17 protein-coding genes are annotated in these 17,736 nt (G+C 61.5%); 9 read left to right on the top strand and 8 right to left on the bottom strand.

Annotation, left to right across the window (positions count from 1 at the left end; genetic code table 11):
- Positions 1 to 32 precede the first annotated feature (32 nt).
- From OJ996_RS24400 to OJ996_RS24385, 4 genes are read right to left on the bottom strand one after another with little or no spacing between them, the layout of a single operon-like run.
- Positions 33 to 1,337, bottom strand: a complete 1,305-nt coding sequence (locus tag OJ996_RS24400; protein ID WP_264516342.1) for an MFS transporter — start codon at positions 1,335 to 1,337, stop codon at positions 33 to 35.
- 59 nt (positions 1,338 to 1,396) lie between these two features.
- Positions 1,397 to 2,074: a response regulator transcription factor gene (locus tag OJ996_RS24395; RefSeq protein ID WP_264516341.1), complete on the bottom strand. Its 678-nt coding sequence runs from the start codon at positions 2,072 to 2,074 to the stop codon at positions 1,397 to 1,399.
- Entirely contained in the window at positions 2,071 to 3,627 is a 1,557-nt protein-coding gene (locus tag OJ996_RS24390; protein WP_264516340.1) for a sensor histidine kinase, read from the bottom strand. The genes OJ996_RS24395 and OJ996_RS24390 overlap by 4 nt, the downstream gene beginning before the upstream one ends.
- A gap of 39 nt (positions 3,628 to 3,666) precedes the next feature.
- Positions 3,667 to 5,145: a hypothetical protein gene (locus tag OJ996_RS24385; protein ID WP_264516339.1), complete on the bottom strand. Its 1,479-nt coding sequence runs from the start codon at positions 5,143 to 5,145 to the stop codon at positions 3,667 to 3,669.
- A gap of 177 nt (positions 5,146 to 5,322) precedes the next feature.
- Here OJ996_RS24385 and OJ996_RS24380 point away from each other — a divergent pair, with 177 nt between their 5' ends.
- The 5 genes from OJ996_RS24380 to OJ996_RS24360 all read left to right on the top strand — a co-directional run bounded on the left by OJ996_RS24380 (position 5,323) and on the right by OJ996_RS24360 (position 11,330).
- Entirely contained in the window at positions 5,323 to 6,480 is a 1,158-nt protein-coding gene (locus OJ996_RS24380; protein ID WP_264516338.1) for a vWA domain-containing protein, read from the top strand.
- A 62-nt stretch (positions 6,481 to 6,542) separates the two neighbouring features.
- On the top strand, positions 6,543 to 7,058 hold the full coding sequence (locus OJ996_RS24375) for a rhodanese-like domain-containing protein (RefSeq protein WP_264516337.1): 516 nt from the start codon (positions 6,543 to 6,545) through the stop codon (positions 7,056 to 7,058).
- Positions 7,059 to 7,100: 42 nt separating this feature from the next.
- Positions 7,101 to 7,793, top strand: coding sequence for a response regulator transcription factor (locus OJ996_RS24370; RefSeq protein ID WP_264516336.1), 693 nt, complete (start codon positions 7,101 to 7,103; stop codon positions 7,791 to 7,793).
- The gene (locus OJ996_RS24365) at positions 7,790 to 9,532 is read left to right on the top strand and encodes a sensor histidine kinase (protein WP_264516335.1); all 1,743 of its coding nucleotides are present in this window, start codon (positions 7,790 to 7,792) and stop codon (positions 9,530 to 9,532) included. Before OJ996_RS24370 ends, OJ996_RS24365 begins: the two co-directional genes overlap by 4 nt.
- Positions 9,533 to 9,599: 67 nt before the next feature.
- Entirely contained in the window at positions 9,600 to 11,330 is a 1,731-nt protein-coding gene (locus OJ996_RS24360; RefSeq protein WP_264516334.1) for an ABC transporter ATP-binding protein/permease, read from the top strand.
- Positions 11,331 to 11,339: 9 nt separating this feature from the next.
- Here the strand turns inward: OJ996_RS24360 and OJ996_RS24355 are convergent, their stop codons facing one another.
- Positions 11,340 to 11,885: a helix-turn-helix transcriptional regulator gene (locus OJ996_RS24355; protein ID WP_264516332.1), complete on the bottom strand. Its 546-nt coding sequence runs from the start codon at positions 11,883 to 11,885 to the stop codon at positions 11,340 to 11,342.
- Between the two features lie 172 nt (positions 11,886 to 12,057).
- Here OJ996_RS24355 and OJ996_RS24350 point away from each other — a divergent pair, with 172 nt between their 5' ends.
- From OJ996_RS24350 to OJ996_RS24340, 3 genes are read left to right on the top strand one after another with little or no spacing between them, the layout of a single operon-like run.
- On the top strand, positions 12,058 to 13,119 hold the full coding sequence (locus tag OJ996_RS24350) for an ABC transporter substrate-binding protein (protein ID WP_264516331.1): 1,062 nt from the start codon (positions 12,058 to 12,060) through the stop codon (positions 13,117 to 13,119).
- Entirely contained in the window at positions 13,116 to 13,868 is a 753-nt protein-coding gene (locus tag OJ996_RS24345) for an ABC transporter permease (protein WP_264516330.1), read from the top strand. Before OJ996_RS24350 ends, OJ996_RS24345 begins: the two co-directional genes overlap by 4 nt.
- On the top strand, positions 13,865 to 14,638 hold the full coding sequence (locus OJ996_RS24340; RefSeq protein ID WP_264516329.1) for an ABC transporter ATP-binding protein: 774 nt from the start codon (positions 13,865 to 13,867) through the stop codon (positions 14,636 to 14,638). Before OJ996_RS24345 ends, OJ996_RS24340 begins: the two co-directional genes overlap by 4 nt.
- Positions 14,639 to 14,649: 11 nt before the next feature.
- On the opposite strand, the gene OJ996_RS24335 is transcribed toward OJ996_RS24340, so the two are convergent.
- On the bottom strand, positions 14,650 to 15,018 hold the full coding sequence (locus OJ996_RS24335; protein ID WP_264516328.1) for a hypothetical protein: 369 nt from the start codon (positions 15,016 to 15,018) through the stop codon (positions 14,650 to 14,652).
- Positions 15,019 to 15,483, bottom strand: coding sequence for a hypothetical protein (locus tag OJ996_RS24330; RefSeq protein ID WP_264516327.1), 465 nt, complete (start codon positions 15,481 to 15,483; stop codon positions 15,019 to 15,021).
- 80 nt (positions 15,484 to 15,563) lie between these two features.
- On the opposite strand from OJ996_RS24330, the gene OJ996_RS24325 reads away from it, so the two are divergent.
- Positions 15,564 to 16,010, top strand: a complete 447-nt coding sequence (locus OJ996_RS24325) for a pyridoxamine 5'-phosphate oxidase family protein (RefSeq protein ID WP_264516326.1) — start codon at positions 15,564 to 15,566, stop codon at positions 16,008 to 16,010.
- On the opposite strand, the gene OJ996_RS24320 is transcribed toward OJ996_RS24325, so the two are convergent.
- The gene (locus tag OJ996_RS24320; RefSeq protein WP_264516325.1) at positions 16,003 to 17,577 is read right to left on the bottom strand and encodes a hypothetical protein; all 1,575 of its coding nucleotides are present in this window, start codon (positions 17,575 to 17,577) and stop codon (positions 16,003 to 16,005) included. The genes OJ996_RS24325 and OJ996_RS24320 overlap by 8 nt on opposite strands.
- Between the last annotated feature and the right edge of the window lie 159 nt (positions 17,578 to 17,736).

Below are 17,736 nucleotides of genomic sequence, written 5' to 3'. Positions count from 1 at the left end.
TGCTTTCCCGGGATTGCGATCTTTTCTTCGGCTCAATCCGCACTGGCGATCTCCCGCGGCTTTGTGAGACGGGCCCAGATGAAGAAGGTGGCGATCATCACGGCGACAAAGGGAAGCTGCCAGAGCAGGGCGGCCCGGAAGGCATCGTCACCTGCGGTCTTTCGCATCGCGGCCAGAAGCATCGAGAAGGCGAGCGAAAAGCTGCCATACCCGAGATTGAAGGCCAGACCGCGGACACTGAGGAGTGTGGCGCGCTGCGAAGAATCCGCCGATGCATGAAGGTGGCGGCTGACCGTGAAACCGACCAAGCCCAGCATCGTCATGAGCGACATCGCCGGCAGCAGGCCGAACCACGGCCACGCGGGGGCAAGCAGGGAAAGCGAGAGGATCGTCACCCCGGCCGCGATCCCGAGCACGCCTAGGGGCGAGAAGCGGACATTCAGATAGCGCGCCAAGCTGGGCACGAAGAAGCCGATGGCCCCTGAGAGAGCGCCTAAAAGACCGAAAGACCATTCCGGGATCTGAATCAGGCGGTAATACTCGCTGGTAATGGTGGCGAAATTCCGCGCGACGGAGTCGATGAGCAGCCCGCCCACGATGATCACCGCGATGTTTCGGGTGGTGAAGGCCATCTTGGCCGTCTTCAAGGTCAGACGGAAAGCGGAGCGGCAACGTTGGCCGAGATCGGCGTGGGAATATGGCGTCTCGTCCAGACGGAGAGTGATGAAAACACAGGCGATCGCCTGCACGAAGACCACGGCAATCGGGAGGCGGTGCGATACCTCCGGAGGAATGTGCAGACCTACCGGCGCCAGCCACGCGGTGTCGTAGAGCAGTCCACCGAGGATCATCGTGATGAAGAAGCCGACGGAGCGCCAGCGCATGGCGGCGGACATGACCCCGTCCCACGCATCCTCCCTCCCCTCTTCCGGCAAGGCATCGTATGCGATCGCTTCATCGGCACCGCTGGCCGCCGCCTCGGAAGCCCCGGACAGAACCCGATTCAGAATACACAAGGCGAAGAGCAGGGCCCCGCCGTTCTTCGGGGCGATGAGCAGGATCAGCATCTCCACCACCATGATGCAGGAGGCGAAGACCAAGAGCTTCTTGCGTCCGATGGTGTCCGCCATCGCACCGGAAGGCACCTCCAGTGCGAAGATCGCCAGCGCCCACATCAGATTCAGGAAAACGAAGCGCTCAAGCGTCAGTCCGAGGTCCGTGAAGAAGATGGCCAGCACCGGGTAATAGGCCCGGGCATTGTAGAGGGTGGTGAAATAAACGTAGAGCCGCGGATTCCGATGGGCAAAGGGGCCGCTGCAATCCAGGACGGAGGACACTGCCTAGCTGTGGTGCATAAGGCCGCCGCCTGCAAAGGGGAAATCAAGGATCAGCTGCCTTATGGCGCGGGATAGCGGTAGCCGGCTCCTCGGACCGTCTCGATCAAGGCGGGTCGGGAGGGATCAGCCTCGATCTTCTTCCGCAGGTTCAGCACGTGCTGGTCGAGGGTGCGGGACTCGGGATAATATTCCATCCCCCAACACTCGTTCAGCAATTCATCCCGGGTGAGCACCTCGCCACGGCGGCGGGCCAGGAGCGTGAGCATCTTGACCTCACGGACGGTCAACTCGACCTCGGCATCGTCCCTCCGTGCGAGAAGCCGTTTGGGATGCACTTCCCACAAACCGAGATGGAAGATCTCGGAACGGACGGGCATCTCCTGTCGTCTCAAAAGCGCCCGGACCCGGGCGAGCAGCTCATGCTTGCCGAAGGGCTTGCGCAGGAAGTCGTCGGCTCCGAGTTCGAGGCCGAGGACAACATCCACCTCTTCCGACTTGGCGGAAAGGAACAGTACGGGGGTGTGCCGGTCCTCGCTCCGGATGGCACGACAGACCTCGTAGCCGCTCGCGTGCGGCATCATGATATCGAGCAGGACCAGCCCGGGCCGGTGAGCGGACCAATGGGCGAGCGCTTCTCGGCCATCCTTCGCCGCGACGACTTGATGCCCCTCGCCAACGAGCAATTCGGCAAGAGCCTCGCGGGTGACCGCGTCATCTTCAGCAAGGAGGATGGTCATGCGACGGGAGATTCGTGCAAGGGGAGAACGAGGCGGAAGCTGGCGCCGCGCTCCGAAGCGAGGAGCTCCAGTCGACCGCCCATGCGCTCAGCGAGATCACGGCTGATGGCGAGTCCAAGGCCAGTGCCGCTGGTTCCCTCATCCACACGGGAGCCCGCGCGTTCAAAGGGTAGGAAGATGCGCTGCCGTGCCTCGCGCGGGATTCCCGGACCATTGTCTATCACATCGACGAGAAGTTGGCCATCCCTGGCACGCAGCGCGACGCGGGCCTTGGCCCCCTCACCCGCATACTTCTCGATATTCGAGAGGAGATTGGAGAGAATCTGTGCCAGCGAATCGCGGTCGGCCAGGATGCCCGCGGAGACTTCGTTGTTGTAATCGCAGACGATCGACTTGCGCTCGAAGAGCGGTGCGAAGTTCTCCCTCAGTTCCTCTAACATCTCCCGGAGATCACAGCGGACCGGCGATAGTAGCGCCTTCCCGCGCTCGATGCGGGCGAACGCGAGCACGTTATCCACGATGCGCGAGAGGCGCGATGTCTCCTCGCGGATGAGTCCGAGACGGCGGCGGATCTTCCCGTCTTCCACCGGCAGGGCGTCGAGCGCCAGATCGGTATTGAGCAGGAGATTGGTGAGCGGAGTCCGAAGTTCATGGGAGACCTGGTTCACGAAGCTCACGCGCTGCTCCGCAAGACGGAAGGCCTTTTTCTGCGCCGCAGCCACCCAGAGACCCCCCGATAGAACGAGAAGAGCAAGGGCGAATGAGCCCACGAAAACCGGCAGGCGGTAAACCATCTCTACCCTCACAGGATAATAGCGATGCAGGCTCCAATCGCCGAAACGGGACACATGGCGGAGGATCTCGTCCGGCTTGATGCCTTGGTCAATCTTCCCGCTGCTCATCCAGGGTGACCCATGCGGCCCGATGAATGCCAAGGCTCCCGCTTCACCAGCAATGCCTGCCTCCTCGGCCCTCGGCTTGAGATCATCGGCAACCACTTGCGCAGCCGTTTCCGGAGCCACCATCAGCAATGCAACCGAGCGGCCGTTTCCGTGCCACCATGTCGGAGGTCGATCGGCCATCTCGATCCAGCCGCTGCCGTTGAGCACCCTGCCCTCTGGCAGAACCCATTCTCCTTTCTCCTTCTTCTCGTAGCGGTCAAGCACCGGCATCCAGCGTGGCGACCCGCCGCCCGCGGCGAGATGAGATCGAGCGGGATCATTGAGTGTAACCGTGAGCAGGGAGCGCTGGACCACGCCTGCAATCACGGAACCATCCGGTGGATCTCCGAGCCCCTTGTCGAGGAGACGGGTCGCCTCTTCATCCAAGGCTTGCTCCCAGAGACGCTCCATCTCCGCCACCCGCCGATTCGACTCGCGGAAGAAGTCCTCGACGCGGTTGCCCTCCGGCTTCTGCGAAATCCGCGTCTCCTGCCTGCCCAGCATGAAAGCTCCGGCTACCACCGCGATTGAGACCAGGAGGGACATCGCCCCGGTCAACAACCACGGCCTGCGCAGCGTGGTTGTTGATTCGGAAGCGGACGCTTTTCTCATGATGGAATCCATCGACTCAACCGGGGAAAGAAGCCGCTGTCACTCCAGTTTCACGAAGAAGAGCATGCAGCGGGACGAGTCCGTTTTCCCCAAGCCCGTGAAACGGCTTCCAGATCCGACCAAAGTCCATTTTCCGGAAGGAATGCGGCAGGTCGTCTCGAAGGAGTTCGAGGTGAACAGCGGCATGGTGCAGTCGGGAACCCACTCACCGTCCACTTCGATCCTCCGCGAAACGGTGTCTCCGAGACGCACCACGTTGCTCGCGCTCAGTTTCATCAGAAGTCCGGATTCGTCGCGGGAAGGGGTCAGTTCCAATGAGAAACCTGCATTCCTGGTTTCGAAACTGGTGGCCAGGCTCTTCCCATCCAAGCCGGGAAGCGACTGAATCTGGTATCGCTCGAAAACTCCGGTTCCCACCACCGACTTGCCATTCTGGGATTGGCGGCTTGGTTCCTCCCACCGGTTCATCACGGTCTTCTTGTTGCTCGGCATGTACTCGGTCGGGTAGATCTGCTCGTAGATCGATTCCAAGCGCCACTCCGCCGAACCATTGGCCATGCCGTCGCCACCGGTGATCGTAGTCGCCTCACCGTTTTTTCTAACACCCTCGACGAAATCCCAAGCGCCGGAAGCAATCCCGGCCAAGGGCCGCGAACGATGCCATGCGGAGAACTTCGCTTGGGGAACCTCCACCATCTCGTACGCCAGATGCTTCGGCGATTCGGCGACGCCCCCGGTTTCCGCGGGCTCCAAAAAGCCGCCCCTCAGGAAAACGAGTCGCGTCGGTATCCCTGTTCCACACGCTTCCGGTGGAGGCTCGATCCGCGCCAGGAGCTGAATCTTGTCCGGAGCAAGAGCCTGCGGGACAGGCAGATAGTCCGTAACATCCTGCGTGGGCTTGCCGTGCCGGTTCGGTGGATCTTCCTGCCAGACGCCCCATGTGGCCCGGGCCGAGCGAAAGTCCGGCATGAAAATGTCGTCAGGATGCTTGGTCCGGTTCGATAGAATGTCCCATGCCCTGCTACCAGCATAAGCGACATGATCGCCCCACACGGCAAGCCGCGGTCCCTCCTTGAAATTGACGGCGACGATATCAGTGGTCAGTCCGGTGTTCCTGGTCTCGAACGCGGTGGAGAGAGGCCAGACTCCCGTCCCGGCGGGTTCGTAGGTGGTGGGATAAATCAGTTCGACGATGGAGGAGAAATGCGCCTTCCGATCCGCCACACCGGTTGCGACCACGGTGTGTTCGAGCGTCGCCTTGCCTTCATCGATCCATCCCTGAACCAAGCTCCTGAGCTTCTCCGCATCCTCTCCGACACTGTTCCCGCGCATCCATGCGGCGATGTCATCCGGCGGAACGAGGATGTGCTCGACCACGGACGTGTAGGATTGCCCGGGCGGCTTCTCGGTCTTGGCAGCTTCACCCTTTTTCACGAAGGGATTCGGTGTTTGGGGAGCAGCTTCCTGAGCATGGAGGCCCGGGACAAGTGCCAGCAGGACTAACAGATGGGATCTCATGGTGGTGATGGAGCGGGTTCCTTGCTCCGGGGTTCATGAAAGCGTATCTTGCGGAAGGCTGCGCCAAAGCGCGATGAGGCTTGTGCAAAATTTCGGCAAAACCGCGGCCCGCTCTCCCGGCGAATTTACCGGGCCTTGACGGACAGCCTGCGGCGACCGGGCTAGGGATGGGTCGTTATGAAAACGAAGATCCTATTCTCGATTCCACTCCTCTCCTCGGTCGCCTTCGCCTGCGGCTCCTATGCTGCCGGCCCCTTCCCCACCCATCTTCCGAGCGACCCGCAGGACAAGGTGCAGATCGCGCTTTTGCTCGATACCTCCAACAGCATGGACGGCCTGATCGAACAGGCGAAGACGCAGCTCTGGAAAGTCGTGAACTCCTTCAACGACGCCAAGCGCGGCGGCCGCGCCCCCTTCGTGGAAGTGGCGCTCTACGAATACGGCAACAACGGCCTGCACATCGGCAACAACTGGATCCGCCAGGTGGAGCCCTTGACCCGCGACCTGGACGAGATCAGCCGCGAGCTCTTCGCCTTCCGCACCAACGGCGGCGACGAGTACTGCGGCGCGGTGATCCAACGCGCATTGGCCGACCTCTCCTGGGATCCCTCGCCCCGCACCTACAAGGCGGTCTTCATCGCCGGCAACGAGCCTTTCACCCAAGGCCCCGTCGATGCCCGCCAAGCCTGCCGCGATGCAATGGCGAAGGGGATCGTGGTGAACACCATTCACTGCGGCAGCCGGGAGGAAGGCATCTCCGGAGCCTGGCATGACGGCGCCGCACTGGCCGAAGGAAAGTTCCTCTCGATCAACCAGGACAAGGCGGTGGTCCACATCGATGCCCCGCAGGACAAGCAGATCGCCGCGCTAGGCATCGATCTGAACAAGACCTATCTGGGCTACGGCGTGCATGCCAAGGAAGGTGCCGCCAAACAGATGTCCGAGGACAACAATGCGGCGGCCAATGCCGGAGCGGGCGCGGCCCAGCAACGCGCCGTTTCGAAGGCCAGCTTCAACTACTGCAACACCTCGTGGGACCTGGTGGATGCCTGCCGGGAAGGCACGGTGAAGCTGGCCGACATCCCCGCCGCCCAACTTCCGGAAGCCATGAAGACGATGACCCCGGAGCAGCGCGAGGCGCACGTGAAACAGATGACGGAAACCCGCGCCAGCCTACAGCAGAAGATCATGACGCTGAACCGCGAGCGCGAGGCCTTCGTGGCCGAGGCGCTGAAGAAGCAGGCGGAGACGACGGGTGAACAGACGCTGGATCAAGCGATCGTGGCGACCGTAAAAGGCCAAGCCACGGCGGTGGGCTACAGCTTCGGCCAATGAGCCCCGGCGAATTTACACTCGATTGACGGACAGCGGAGCCGATCCAGACCCATATTCCCGAAATGAAAACGACCTGTCTCGTGCTCGCCGCAGCCGGTCTGGCGCTGATGGCCGCCGGTGTCTCCCTGGGCGAGGAACCGCCGAACCCGAAGATCGACTATTCGGGCTTCAGGACTTTGGCCAAGCGACTCGACCGGGTCCGCCAGGAACGCCGGCTTTCCGAGGACGAATTCCTCCGCGCCGCCGAAAAGCCTGGCGTGGTCGTCCTGGATGCCCGAAGCCGCGACAAGTATGAGCAGATCCACATAAAGGGTGCCGTGCATCTGGCCTTCACCGACTTCACGGAGGAAGCCCTTGCCAAGATCATCCCGGCGAAGGACACGAAGGTCCTGATCTACTGCAATAACAACTTCACCGGGGAGCGGGCGAACTTCGCGGACAAACGCGCCCCGGTGGCGCTGAACATCCCGACCTTCATCAACCTCCACGCCTACGGCTACACGAACGTCTACGAGCTAGGACCCTTGCTGGACGTGAAGACGACGAAGATCCCCTTCGCCGGGAAGTCGGTCAAGTAGCCGCCTTGATCCCCGTTCGCGATTCCGATATAGAATCCTGTAATGCCGGAGACGACCATTCTTGTCATCGAAGACGACCCCGCCATCCGACGCGGGGTCGTCGATGCATTGGAGTACGGCGGATACCGTACTTTGGAAGCGGGCGAGGGCATGACCGGCCTGGATCTGGCCCTGCGTGCGAACTACCGGCTTCTCTTGCTCGATCTGGTGCTACCCGGTAGAGACGGCTTTTCGATCCTCTCCGAACTCAAGAAGCACCGGCCCGGACAGGCGGTGATCATCCTCTCCGCCCGTGGCGAGGAGAACGACCGCGTTCGAGGCCTGAGTCTCGGCGCGGACGACTACGTGATGAAACCCTTCAGCGTGCGGGAGCTGCTGGCACGCGTGGAAGCCGTGTTGCGCCGTACCTGCGAGCGCCCGGCACCCGCCGAGGAGCGCCCTCTCCCGGGAGGTCGAGTCGATCTGACCAGCGGCCGGATCATCTTCGAGGATGGCTCGGATAGCACTCTCTCCGAACGCGAGACCGGCCTGCTGAGATACCTGCTGGACGCATCCGGCCGCACCGTTTCGCGCGAGGAGATCCTGCGCCACGTGTGGGGGCTGGATCCGGATCGCACGGAAACCCGCACGCTAGACATGCACATCATGCACCTGCGGACGAAACTGCGCGACCGCAGCCAGGAAATGCTGGTGACGGTGCGCGGAAAAGGATGGAGGTTCCACGCCGAGCCATGAGCGCGCGCGGCAGAACAGTGTGGATGGTGCACGGGCTGATCGCCCTGTGCGCCGTGCTGATTCTGGGTGCCATGGCCGCGCTCACGAAGGGAGTCATCAAAGGCGAGCGTCATCGCTCCGAGATGGAAGCCCGGGCGGACGAGCAGGAGCAGATCCGGCTCGCATTGTGGCGCATGGATGCGGCGGCGGCCTCGTGGATCGCGGAGGAAGCCCAGCGCCCCGTGCCGGACGGCAGCAATCAGGAACCCGCCGGACCGGAGGTCAAGCTGCGCTTCGATGCGCGGGAGGATGGTATCCTGCTCGCGGACGATCCGGACAAAATACCGATGCTATCCCGCGCACTCGGACTATCCGCACCGCGCGCGGCCTTCGATAGCATGTGTGAACAGATGCCGGAGATCCCGTCATCATGGGCCATCTCTCCTCCAGAACCCGCACCGGTTCCCGCCGAGAAGGAGGCTCCAAAAAAGTCACCCGATAAGGCTGAGCCGGTAGCTCAGGAAGAAAGCGCGCCACCGCTCGATCAGCGCGCCTATCCACGGGCCAGCCAAACTTACCAGACTCTGGCCAATGCCAAGGAAATGGCGAACCGCTCCAAGGTGATCAAAGGCGCGGTGGAAACCAGCAAGGCTCAGTTCGACTTCAACAATATGTCCACCCCTTCGGTGGGAAGCTGGAGTCTGCTGCGCAGCAGTCTGCCGCGGCCTGCCAGGATCGGGGGAGAGCTCCTCCTGCTCCGCCATCTGCAGTGGAAGCAGCCGGGTGAGAAGATCCTGCGCTCGATCCAAGGAGTCTGGCTCGACGAGGCGGCGCTCAAGTCGCTGCTGTTAGACGAAGTGGCGGATCTCTTCCCCGGATCGCAACTGATTGCGAGCGACAGGGGTGATCTCGAGGAAGGCACCACGCTGGCATCCTTCCCATGGAAGCTGGCGGTGGCGGATCACACCCAGCTCCCCTCATCCCTGCCCCGCAGCGTGACCTTTCCTCTGATGGCTGGCTGGGCGGCCGCGGCGCTGGCCATCTTGGCCGCATGGCTCCTCGTGATCGGCTTGCTACGCCTGAGCGAACGCCGGGCTTCCTTCGTCTCTGCCGTAACCCACGAACTGCGGACGCCCCTCACCACCTTCCAACTCTACTCGGACATGCTGGCCAGCGGTGCGGTGAAGGAAGAGAAGCGCGGCGACTACTTCAACACCCTCCGGCGCGAGGCCGAACGACTCTCGCATCTGGTGGAAAACGTGCTGGCCTTCTCCCGCATCGAGCGCCGCTGCGAGCACTCAAACGCGACCCGGCGGCAGGCAGGCCCGATGGTGGAAAGTATGCTGGAACGCTTCCGCGGGCGCTTGAAGGAAGCAGGAGTGGACTTCATCGCGGATACCTCCGGCGAAGTTTGGCAGAGCGAGGTAAAGGCCGATCCGGCGGCGGTGGAGCACGTGCTTTTCAACTTGATCGACAACGCGGCGAAGTATGGCGCCGGGCCTGTGACGCTCGATGCCACCGCAAGCGCCTGCACCCTGAAGATCCGGGTGAGAGATCAGGGCAAAGGCATCCCGGCCGGTGAGCGCAAGCAGATCTTCCGCCCCTTTCACAAATCGGCGGCGGCGGCGGCGGAGAGCAGGCCCGGGGTCGGATTGGGACTCGCTTTGTCGCGGCGCTTGGCCCGGGCCGGCGGCGGCGATCTTGAGTTGGCGGCAAACGAAGCCGGGGCCTGCTTTGTCCTGAGCTTGCCGCGCGCTTGAAGCACTTTTGCGCATGCGAGAAAATGACTGGCAATCATGAAGTTCCGAGCCGAAAAGTGGCGAACTCATGGATCAGGCTCCGAAGTTTACCCGCCACGTCTGGGTTCAGCTATGGCGTTTGGTCCGACCCTACTTTTTCGGTCGCACTTGGGGGCGGGCATGGCTGCAGCTCGGCTCCCTGATGGTCCTGACCATCGCGGTCACGGGCGTAGGAATCGCGGCGGGCTTCGTGATGAGCGACGTGATGACGGCGCTGGAGAAGCGGAACTCCGCCGCCTTCCAGAAGGAGCTCTGGCTTTATCTGGGGACCATCGCCGTCACCATCCCTCTGGCCGCTTTCTACCGATATGTGGAAGAGCGCCTCGCTCTGAACTGGCGGGACTTCCTCACCCGCACCTTCACGCTCCGCTACTTTTACAACCGCGCCTACTACCGCTTGCAGGGGCATGAGGAAATCGACAACCCCGATCAGCGCATCTCGGAAGACGCCCGGAATTTCACCACTACCTCGCTCTCCTTCTCCCTGCTCGTGATCAACTCGGTGATCCAGATCATCGGCTACGCGAGCGTCCTGTGGTCGATCTCCGGAACCTTGGTCGCCGTGCTGGTAAGCTACGCTCTCGTGGGATCCCTCGTCGCATTCCTGATCGGGAAACGGCTGATCGGCTTGAACTACCTCCAATATGAGCGCGAGGCGAACCTGCGCTATGGGTTGGTGCGGGTGCGGGACAACGCGGAATCGATCGCCTTTTACCGCGGCGAGCGCCGTGAGTTGCGCGACCTGCGGGCCCGCTTGGGCGGCGTGGTGGGAAACATGCTCGTTCTGATCCGTTGGAACCGGAATCTTGCCTTCTTCACCACGGGCTACAATTCGCTCGCCCTGATCCTGCCACTCGTGATCGTGGCCCCCCTCTTCATGCAGGGGAAGGTGGAGTTCGGGAAGATCGCGCAAGCCACGGCAGCTTTCGCGACCTTTCTCGCAGCTGTCTCCCTGTTCATCACCCAGTTCGAGCGCTTGAGCGCTTTCGCCGCAGGGGTGACGCGGCTCGGTTCCCTGTGGGACTTCCTCGACGAGCGCGATGCAGAGGACGACCTGGAGGCGGAACACGCAGAGCAGATCGAGATCAGCGAGGACGAGAAAACCATCGCTCTGGAAAATCTGACGGTGAAGACCCCGGATAGCGGGCGAGAGCTGATGCACGATCTGAACTTCCGCCTCCAACCCGGGAAGAGCCTGCTGATCATGGGCGAGAGCGGCTCGGGCAAAAGTTCCCTCCTCAGGACCATCGCCGGACTATGGAGCACGGGCGAGGGCAAGATCGGCCGACCGCCCTACCGCAACATGATGTTCCTGCCGCAGCGGCCCTACATGGTGCCCGGCAGCCTGCGCGCCCAGCTCGACTATCCGGAGGCGCGGAGAGATACCGACAACGAAACCATGCAGGAAGTACTGGAGACGGTGAACCTGCCGGAACTTTCGGACCGGGTGGAGGGAGACTTCGACCGTGAAGCGGACTGGGCCAACATGCTCTCGCTTGGCGAACAACAGCGCCTTTCCTTCGCCCGGCTTTTATTCAAACGCCCCGCGATTGCCTTCCTCGACGAATCGACCAGCGCGCTGGATGAACCGAACGAAGACCGGCTCTATCAGTATCTCCGGAAGCATCGCTACACCTACGTGAGCGTGGGTCACCGGTCCACTCTCCTGAAGCACCACGATTGGCTGCTCAAGATCGGCAAGGACGGCAAATGGGAGCTGACCGCCATCGAGGACCAGAAGGAACTCGCAGCCAAATAGGCAGAAAGCTCAATCGACAAATGCATTTCCCGCTTTCCATCGCCCGCGGCTGCGGCGGGATGTTCCGGAGCTGCGAGGCGGTGCGGTATCGTTCTCACCCTGCTCCCACTGCCCGGACCCACCCGTCAACTCGGCAGGCACTTCGCTGATCTCTCTCACGAAGGTCAGCCCCGGTGCGGGCAAGCCGCCCGCGGTGTCGGGGATTGCGATGATCCGGGGATGGCTTCTCCAAGCGCTTGGCAGCCGTCCCTTTTCCTCCTGAAAGGCTTTGGTGAAGTGGCTCAGGCTCGCATAGCCCACCTCCCGGGCGACATCGCTGATCTTCCGTTCACCCTTCGACAGGAGCTTGGCTGCATGGTTGACTCGGATCTCCCGTTGCTTGAGACGGATGGTCTTGCCCGAGCGCTCCCGGTAGAGACGGCATAGCAGGAACCGCGTGATCCCGATCTCCTTCGCCAAGGCCTGGAGATCGAGGGAATCCCGGAAGTTGGTCTTCAACCAGCGGTCCAAGGTAACGGTCAAATGATTATGCTGATCTTTCGAGAGACGGGGCATCACCGATGAATGGTTCGAATGGCTCGATCCTACCCGGGCCTCCGTCATTACTAAAGTGCAATCTATCGCCACGTTTGGCGCTACAAAGGAATTGAAGGGGCCGCCCGGCTAGGATCAGATCGCCCTGAGCCGCAGGCTACCAGCGCGCTCGCTCCACCCCTTCCCTTCTCTCATGACCCTACGCGGCACGCTGCTTCTAACCGCCTCCGTCTGGATCGGTGCGATTTCCGCGATGCACTACCAAATGAACATGGAGAAGTTCACTTGGGGTGAGGAAAAGGAAGACAAGCTCAGGATTGGATTTCTCCCGGTCACCTGTCACCTGACCTGCCCGGTTACCAATTTCATTAACAAGGAAATCGAGGGCGACGGCATTTTCGAGCCGCTGAAATTCAGCGGTTGGCCGGAACTCAAGGAGTCCTTCCTTTCCGGCCATACCAAGGCCACCTTCATTTTGGCACCGATGGCGATCGCGCTGCGCGAGCAGGGAGTGCCGATCAAGATCGTCTACTTGGGACACCGCGACGGCACCGCTCTGATGGTGCAGAAGGACTCGAACATCCGCAGCATCGCCGACCTGCGTGGCAAGGTGGTCGCAGTGCCAAACCGCTACTCCAACCAGCGTCTCCTCATCTTCCGCGCTCTCAACAATGCGGGAATGACCATCGACGACATCAAACTGCTGGAAATGCCCCCGCCCGACATGCCCACCGCGCTGGCCACCAAGTCGGTAGATGCGGTGACGAGCGGGGAGCCTTTCATGGGCCAGTGCGAGTTGGACGGCTACGGCCGTGTCCTTTACCTGACCAAAGACATCTGGCCGAACTTCATCTCCTGCGTTCTTGCCGTTCATGAGGACGAGATCCGCGACCATCCGGACCGGGTCCAGAAGCTGGTGGATGGAATCGCGAACAGCGGCATGTGGCTGGAGGACGGCATGGACAAGCGCATGGCGGCCGCGCAGTTCGTATCGAAGCGTTACTACAACCAACACCCCCGCCTGCTGGAGTTCGTGCTGAGCAAGCCGCCGGATCGGGTGAGATACGGCAACCTTGGAGTGCAGAAAGAAAACTTCGAAGAAATCGCGGCCCTTGGAAAGCAGTCCGGCATCCTGCAAGGCACCGTGAAGTTTGAAGACTACGTGGACACCCGCTTCAGCGATGCGGCGGAAACGAGGAAGAAGGCCTACGAATATACCGCGGAACAGGCATTGAAGGATTTGGACGAACCATGAAGAACATCCATCTGCCGCTCATCGTCGCGGTTCTCTTTTTGGTCGCCTGGCACATGGCCGTGAAAATCTCCGGCAGCGATCTTTTCCCCACCCCTTGGCAGGTTGCTCTCGGGATCGTTGAGTTGGTCCAGAAGGGAGTTCTCCTGAAATATATCGTCGCCTCCTTGTTCCGGGTGACTTGGGGCTTCTTCCTAGCCATCATGGTGGGCGTACCGCTTGGACTCTTGCTCGGGTGGTTCAGACCGGCGGCGCTCGCGCTCAACCCCATGATCCAGGTCTTCCGGCCGATCTCTCCGATTGCGTGGATCCCGGTGGCAATCCTCTGGTTCGGGGTTACGGATCTGGCACCCGTGTTCCTAATCTTCTTGGCGAGCGTGTTCCCGATCACGGTCTCTTCCATGGCCGCGGTTCAGAACATGCAGCCGGTCTATGTGCGGGCCGCCCGCAACTTCGGCCTCTCCAATGCCCAGCTTTTCCGCAAGGTGATCTTCCCCGCATGCCTGCCGCAGATCCTCACCGGCCTTCGCATCGCCCTCGGCATTGCCTGGCTCGTTGTAGTGGCGGCCGAGATGATCGCCGTGAACTCGGGATTGGGCTACCTGATCATTGACGCCCGCAATGCTGGCAAGCGCTACGACCTCGTGGTCGCCGGCATGGTGATGATCGGCCTCATTGGCCTAGGCTTGGACATTGCAGTCCGACGTTTGGAAAAATTCGACGAGGTCCGCTGGGGCTACGCCAACAAATGAGCGCTTCATCCAACGCAATCGAAATCCGCGACCTCTGGATGACCTTCCCCGGCAAGAAGAAGGGGGAACAGGTCCATGTACTGGAAGACGTAAATCTCTCCGTGAAGAGGGGTGAATTCGTTTGCATCGTCGGTCCGTCCGGCTGCGGCAAGTCCACCCTGCTGAATATCATCGGCGGTTTCCTTCAGCAAAGCTCTGGAAGCATCCTTGTAGAGGGCAAGCCGGTCACCGGACCTGACCCGAAACGCATCTTCGTCTTCCAAGAGAACGGTGTGTTTCCTTGGCTGAACGTGGAGGACAATGTCGGCTTCGGCCTCTTGGAACGCACGGAGGAAGAACGCCGTACCGTGGTCAAACGCTACATCGACATGGTCGGCCTCACCGGCTTCGACAAATCTTATCCGCGCGAGTTGTCCGGTGGCATGCGCCAGCGAGTGGAGATCGCACGTGCGCTCGCCGCATCGCCGGACATCATCTACATGGACGAGCCTTTCGGCGCGCTCGATTTCATCACCCGTCTCAAGATGCGCGCGGACCTCGTTCGCATCTGGCAGGAGGAGAAAAAGACGATCCTCTTCGTCACCCACGACATCGAGGAAGCCGTCCAACTTGCGGACACCGTGCTCGTCATGAGCCGTCGCCCCGCCACCGTCCAGTTCAGCGAAAAGATCGAGATCCCGCGCCCCCGCGACCTCGACTCACGCGGCTACCTGGAGGCTCGCGACCGGATCTTCCGCGAGATGGGCATGAGCTTGAAAGTCGGAGCCTGAACCAAGGCCTCTCAGTATTCCGGAGACTCGGCCACCACTTGGTGCTCATCCTCGTAGAGGATGCGTCCCGGATCATCGGTCGTGATCATCCGCACCGGCCGGTCGTGGATTTCCAGGATCGCGATCATATCCCGGAAACGTGAGATGAGATCCTGGGCACTGCCCTTGAACCAACTGATCGCATCGGCAGACCATCGCTTCTTCCTGAAGGGCGGACAGGTCAGCTCCTCGTTGAACCATTTGAATAGTTCGTTGATATGCTCGACCTCATACGCGGCGAGCGTGCCGGAGTCCCTGAGCATTCTCAACTCCGTGACCACGCCATGCTGGTCCCGGGGCTCCTCACGGTTGGTGCCTGATACGAAGCGGACGTACGTCATTCACTCGACCCCCGCCTTTTTCTTCAGGAAGCCCAGCACCTTCGAGAAGTTCACCACCGGCTTCTGATCCGGGGTCGCTACCACGAACACGATCCGCGAGGTCTTGCCGTCCGCCACCACGTTCGCGAGGTAGGTGCCCGGTACGAGCTTCTTCTTGTCCATGGTGGCATCCAGCTTCACCTCCTTCACATTCTGCGCGAAGATGATGGCGGCCGCCTGCGTCTCTTCCACGGTCCCGTCTTCCTTGCAGGGAAAAGCGTTCACGATCAGCATCGGCACTTCCTTCTCCAGCGCCAGCACGGCGTCCGGAGCAACCGGCTTCGACACTTCGGCAAAGATCTCGTTGCCTTCCTTCATCTCCGCCTTGGTCCCTCCAAGAGTCACATCGAAGGGATAGAGGGCAGGTCGCTCCTCTGCGGCAACAACGGAGATCAGACAGGCGAGAAGGGCGAGGGTCCGTTTCATCATCGCCATCCGATCAGATCTCGTGGCCTGCGGCAAGTTCACGCTGGAGGCGCTGCGTATCCGGCGCATTGTCTCGCACCATGGCACAACCCAAACCCGAGCCCGTCGATCCCGCGCAACTCCCGGAGTTGGCACTTGCCACCATGAAAGCCGCCAAGTTCCCGATGCTCGCGAGCGACGATGCCGGACAGCCGAGGATCAGGCCCGTTTCACCGGTGAAAACCGAACGATTCACCATCTGGGTGGCGAACTTGCGAAGCTATCACAAGACCGGCGAGATCGCTGCCAACCCGAGGGTGGAACTCTGCTATCTCGATGCGGATCACCATCAGGTCAGAATCACCGGGATCGCCATGATCGAAGACGACCCCGAGTTGCTCGCAGCGATCTGGGAGAAGAACCCCTTGCTAAGATCCTACCTCGGCACCCCGGATAACCCCGAACTCCTGATCTACCGCATCGAACCGAATCGGGTCCGTTTCATGAAGGAGTGGGCGCTGGAGTATCACGAAGTGCGCCTCACCTGAACAAGGCATCGACCCCCATCGCGCTCTTCCGCAGGAACTTCGGCACCGCCTTGCTCTTCCCCGGACGGAACAAACGGAAGGCGAGCCCGAGAAGATTCAGCGTGAAGACGTGATCGATCAGCCGGTAGCCGCGCTGCCGCCGGAGTAACAGCGAGGAGAGCCAGCCAAGGGTCTGCCGTTTCACCTTGAAGGGCTCGAAAGACAGCTTGATGCGGTAGCGCTGGCGGCGCTCGCTCGGCCAAGCCTTCTTGTAGGCCTTCTTCGAAGCGCGGATCTTCTCGGCCAGTTCCGGATCGAAGGGCAGGAAGTAATAGCGGCGGGCAAGACGGATCAGATGGCAGAAGTCGCGCCAATGCTCGATATCCGCCACCGGCAACTCCGCGCTGCGGGCGAGCTCGATCATCCGCGGAAAGAGTGCATAGGCTGCCTCCCCTTCACGAAGGGACCGCTCGGGATCCCGGACGAAATGCCGCAGCACCTTCCTCACCGCGTGATTGATGAACAGGCAGTCCCAGTAGACGTGGAGAAGAGGCGGGATGCGCACGCGGCGGAAGAAGAGCTTCTGGGTCGCGAAGTCGCCGATGTAGTGCAACTCCTTCACCACGGTCTCGGCATGGCGTAGCAATTCCAAGACGGCCGGAGCGCGCTCCGCACCGACGATTCCCGCCACGGCATCCTCCACCGATTCGCGATCGCGAAAGATGCGTAGCGCCACCACCGTGTTCAGCCTCAGCCAGAAATCGCGGTCTCCCTCCTCAAGAAAGGTGAGACGTCGGAAACGGTGCCAGCCCCCGGTCTGACACCACACCGAGATCCCCGCCAGGTTCGCATTGCCCTGCAGCTCGCGGGCGTAGTTCTCGCAGTCCCAGCCGATGAAGCTCGGGAACTCCCCCGCCCCTTCGTACTCGCGCCGCGCTTGCAGCTCGACGATCTTGCGGTGCGGGGTCCGGAAGAATGCGCGGTTCAGGGGCAGGTAGCGGAAGAAGTCGCTCTCGCCGTACTTCATGGAGAGAATGAAGTTCGGGGACTCGATGCCATCCAACGCGTGGGCCAGAGTTCGGCGGTGCCAGATCAGGTCACCCACCCGGTGTGCCCCCACCGTCCAAGTCCGGAGAATCAAGGTGCGATCATGTTGCTCGAACACCGGCAGCAGGGTGCGCAGGAGGCGGTTCGTCTCGGTGGCGCTCCGGACATGCAGGCGGGTGCGGATCGGATCCTTCACATCCACCCCGTCACTCTCGCCGATCCGCAGCACCAAGCCGCTTATTTCCGGGAAGTCGCGCAGAAAGCTGCTCACCAACTCGACATAAAAATCCTCCAGCCTTTGCCGGTGATTGCCGAGGACCGCATCCACCTGCGGCGTCACCGGTAGAACGTCCGAAGTCACGTAAATCGCCAGCCCGGCCTCACGGGCGATCCGGAAGATCTCCCGGAACTCCTCCCGGAACACTGCGATCCGCGCCGCCGTCTCCGGCTCGTGCAGGGAGTGCGGCGCCAGATGGGCCAGATCGTCGAAGGTGACCGCATTGTAACCTGCTGCAGCGGCTTCCCGGGTAAACCGGAGCATATCTTCACGAATAGCGTTCCATTGAACGCTGCGCTGGTCCCCCTCGGTGGCCAGGTAAGTGAAGGGAATCTTGGACCAATTGATCCGGCGTCCCTCGAAACCGCGGAAAAACGGTCCGATCGCGTCGATGAGAAAGATCCCCGGCGGCATGATTCCTGC

This window comes from Luteolibacter rhizosphaerae (assembly GCF_025950095.1).
GTDB classification, from domain to species: Bacteria; Verrucomicrobiota; Verrucomicrobiia; order Verrucomicrobiales; family Akkermansiaceae; genus Haloferula; species Haloferula rhizosphaerae.
The sequence above is the reverse complement of the archived record's forward strand: the minus strand, read 5'-3'. Positions and strand labels throughout refer to the sequence as shown.

What these genes read in the sequence shown, in the direction of transcription:
- OJ996_RS24395 (WP_264516341.1), bottom strand. Translation starts at nt 2,074, where the DNA reads ATGACCATCCTCCTTGCTGAAGATGACGCGGTCACCCGCGAGGCTCTT.
- OJ996_RS24390 (WP_264516340.1), bottom strand. Translation starts at nt 3,627, where the DNA reads ATGAGAAAAGCGTCCGCTTCCGAATCAACAACCACGCTGCGCAGGCCG.
- OJ996_RS24385 (WP_264516339.1), bottom strand. Translation starts at nt 5,145, where the DNA reads ATGAGATCCCATCTGTTAGTCCTGCTGGCACTTGTCCCGGGCCTCCAT.
- OJ996_RS24380 (WP_264516338.1), top strand. Translation starts at nt 5,323, where the DNA reads ATGAAAACGAAGATCCTATTCTCGATTCCACTCCTCTCCTCGGTCGCC.
- OJ996_RS24375 (WP_264516337.1), top strand. Translation starts at nt 6,543, where the DNA reads ATGAAAACGACCTGTCTCGTGCTCGCCGCAGCCGGTCTGGCGCTGATG.
- OJ996_RS24370 (WP_264516336.1), top strand. Translation starts at nt 7,101, where the DNA reads ATGCCGGAGACGACCATTCTTGTCATCGAAGACGACCCCGCCATCCGA.
- OJ996_RS24365 (WP_264516335.1), top strand. Translation starts at nt 7,790, where the DNA reads ATGAGCGCGCGCGGCAGAACAGTGTGGATGGTGCACGGGCTGATCGCC.
- OJ996_RS24360 (WP_264516334.1), top strand. Translation starts at nt 9,600, where the DNA reads ATGGATCAGGCTCCGAAGTTTACCCGCCACGTCTGGGTTCAGCTATGG.
- OJ996_RS24355 (WP_264516332.1), bottom strand. Translation starts at nt 11,885, where the DNA reads ATGCCCCGTCTCTCGAAAGATCAGCATAATCATTTGACCGTTACCTTG.
- OJ996_RS24350 (WP_264516331.1), top strand. Translation starts at nt 12,058, where the DNA reads ATGACCCTACGCGGCACGCTGCTTCTAACCGCCTCCGTCTGGATCGGT.
- OJ996_RS24345 (WP_264516330.1), top strand. Translation starts at nt 13,116, where the DNA reads ATGAAGAACATCCATCTGCCGCTCATCGTCGCGGTTCTCTTTTTGGTC.
- OJ996_RS24340 (WP_264516329.1), top strand. Translation starts at nt 13,865, where the DNA reads ATGAGCGCTTCATCCAACGCAATCGAAATCCGCGACCTCTGGATGACC.
- OJ996_RS24335 (WP_264516328.1), bottom strand. Translation starts at nt 15,018, where the DNA reads ATGACGTACGTCCGCTTCGTATCAGGCACCAACCGTGAGGAGCCCCGG.
- OJ996_RS24330 (WP_264516327.1), bottom strand. Translation starts at nt 15,483, where the DNA reads ATGAAACGGACCCTCGCCCTTCTCGCCTGTCTGATCTCCGTTGTTGCC.
- OJ996_RS24325 (WP_264516326.1), top strand. Translation starts at nt 15,564, where the DNA reads ATGGCACAACCCAAACCCGAGCCCGTCGATCCCGCGCAACTCCCGGAG.
- OJ996_RS24320 (WP_264516325.1), bottom strand. Translation starts at nt 17,577, where the DNA reads ATGCTCCGGTTTACCCGGGAAGCCGCTGCAGCAGGTTACAATGCGGTC.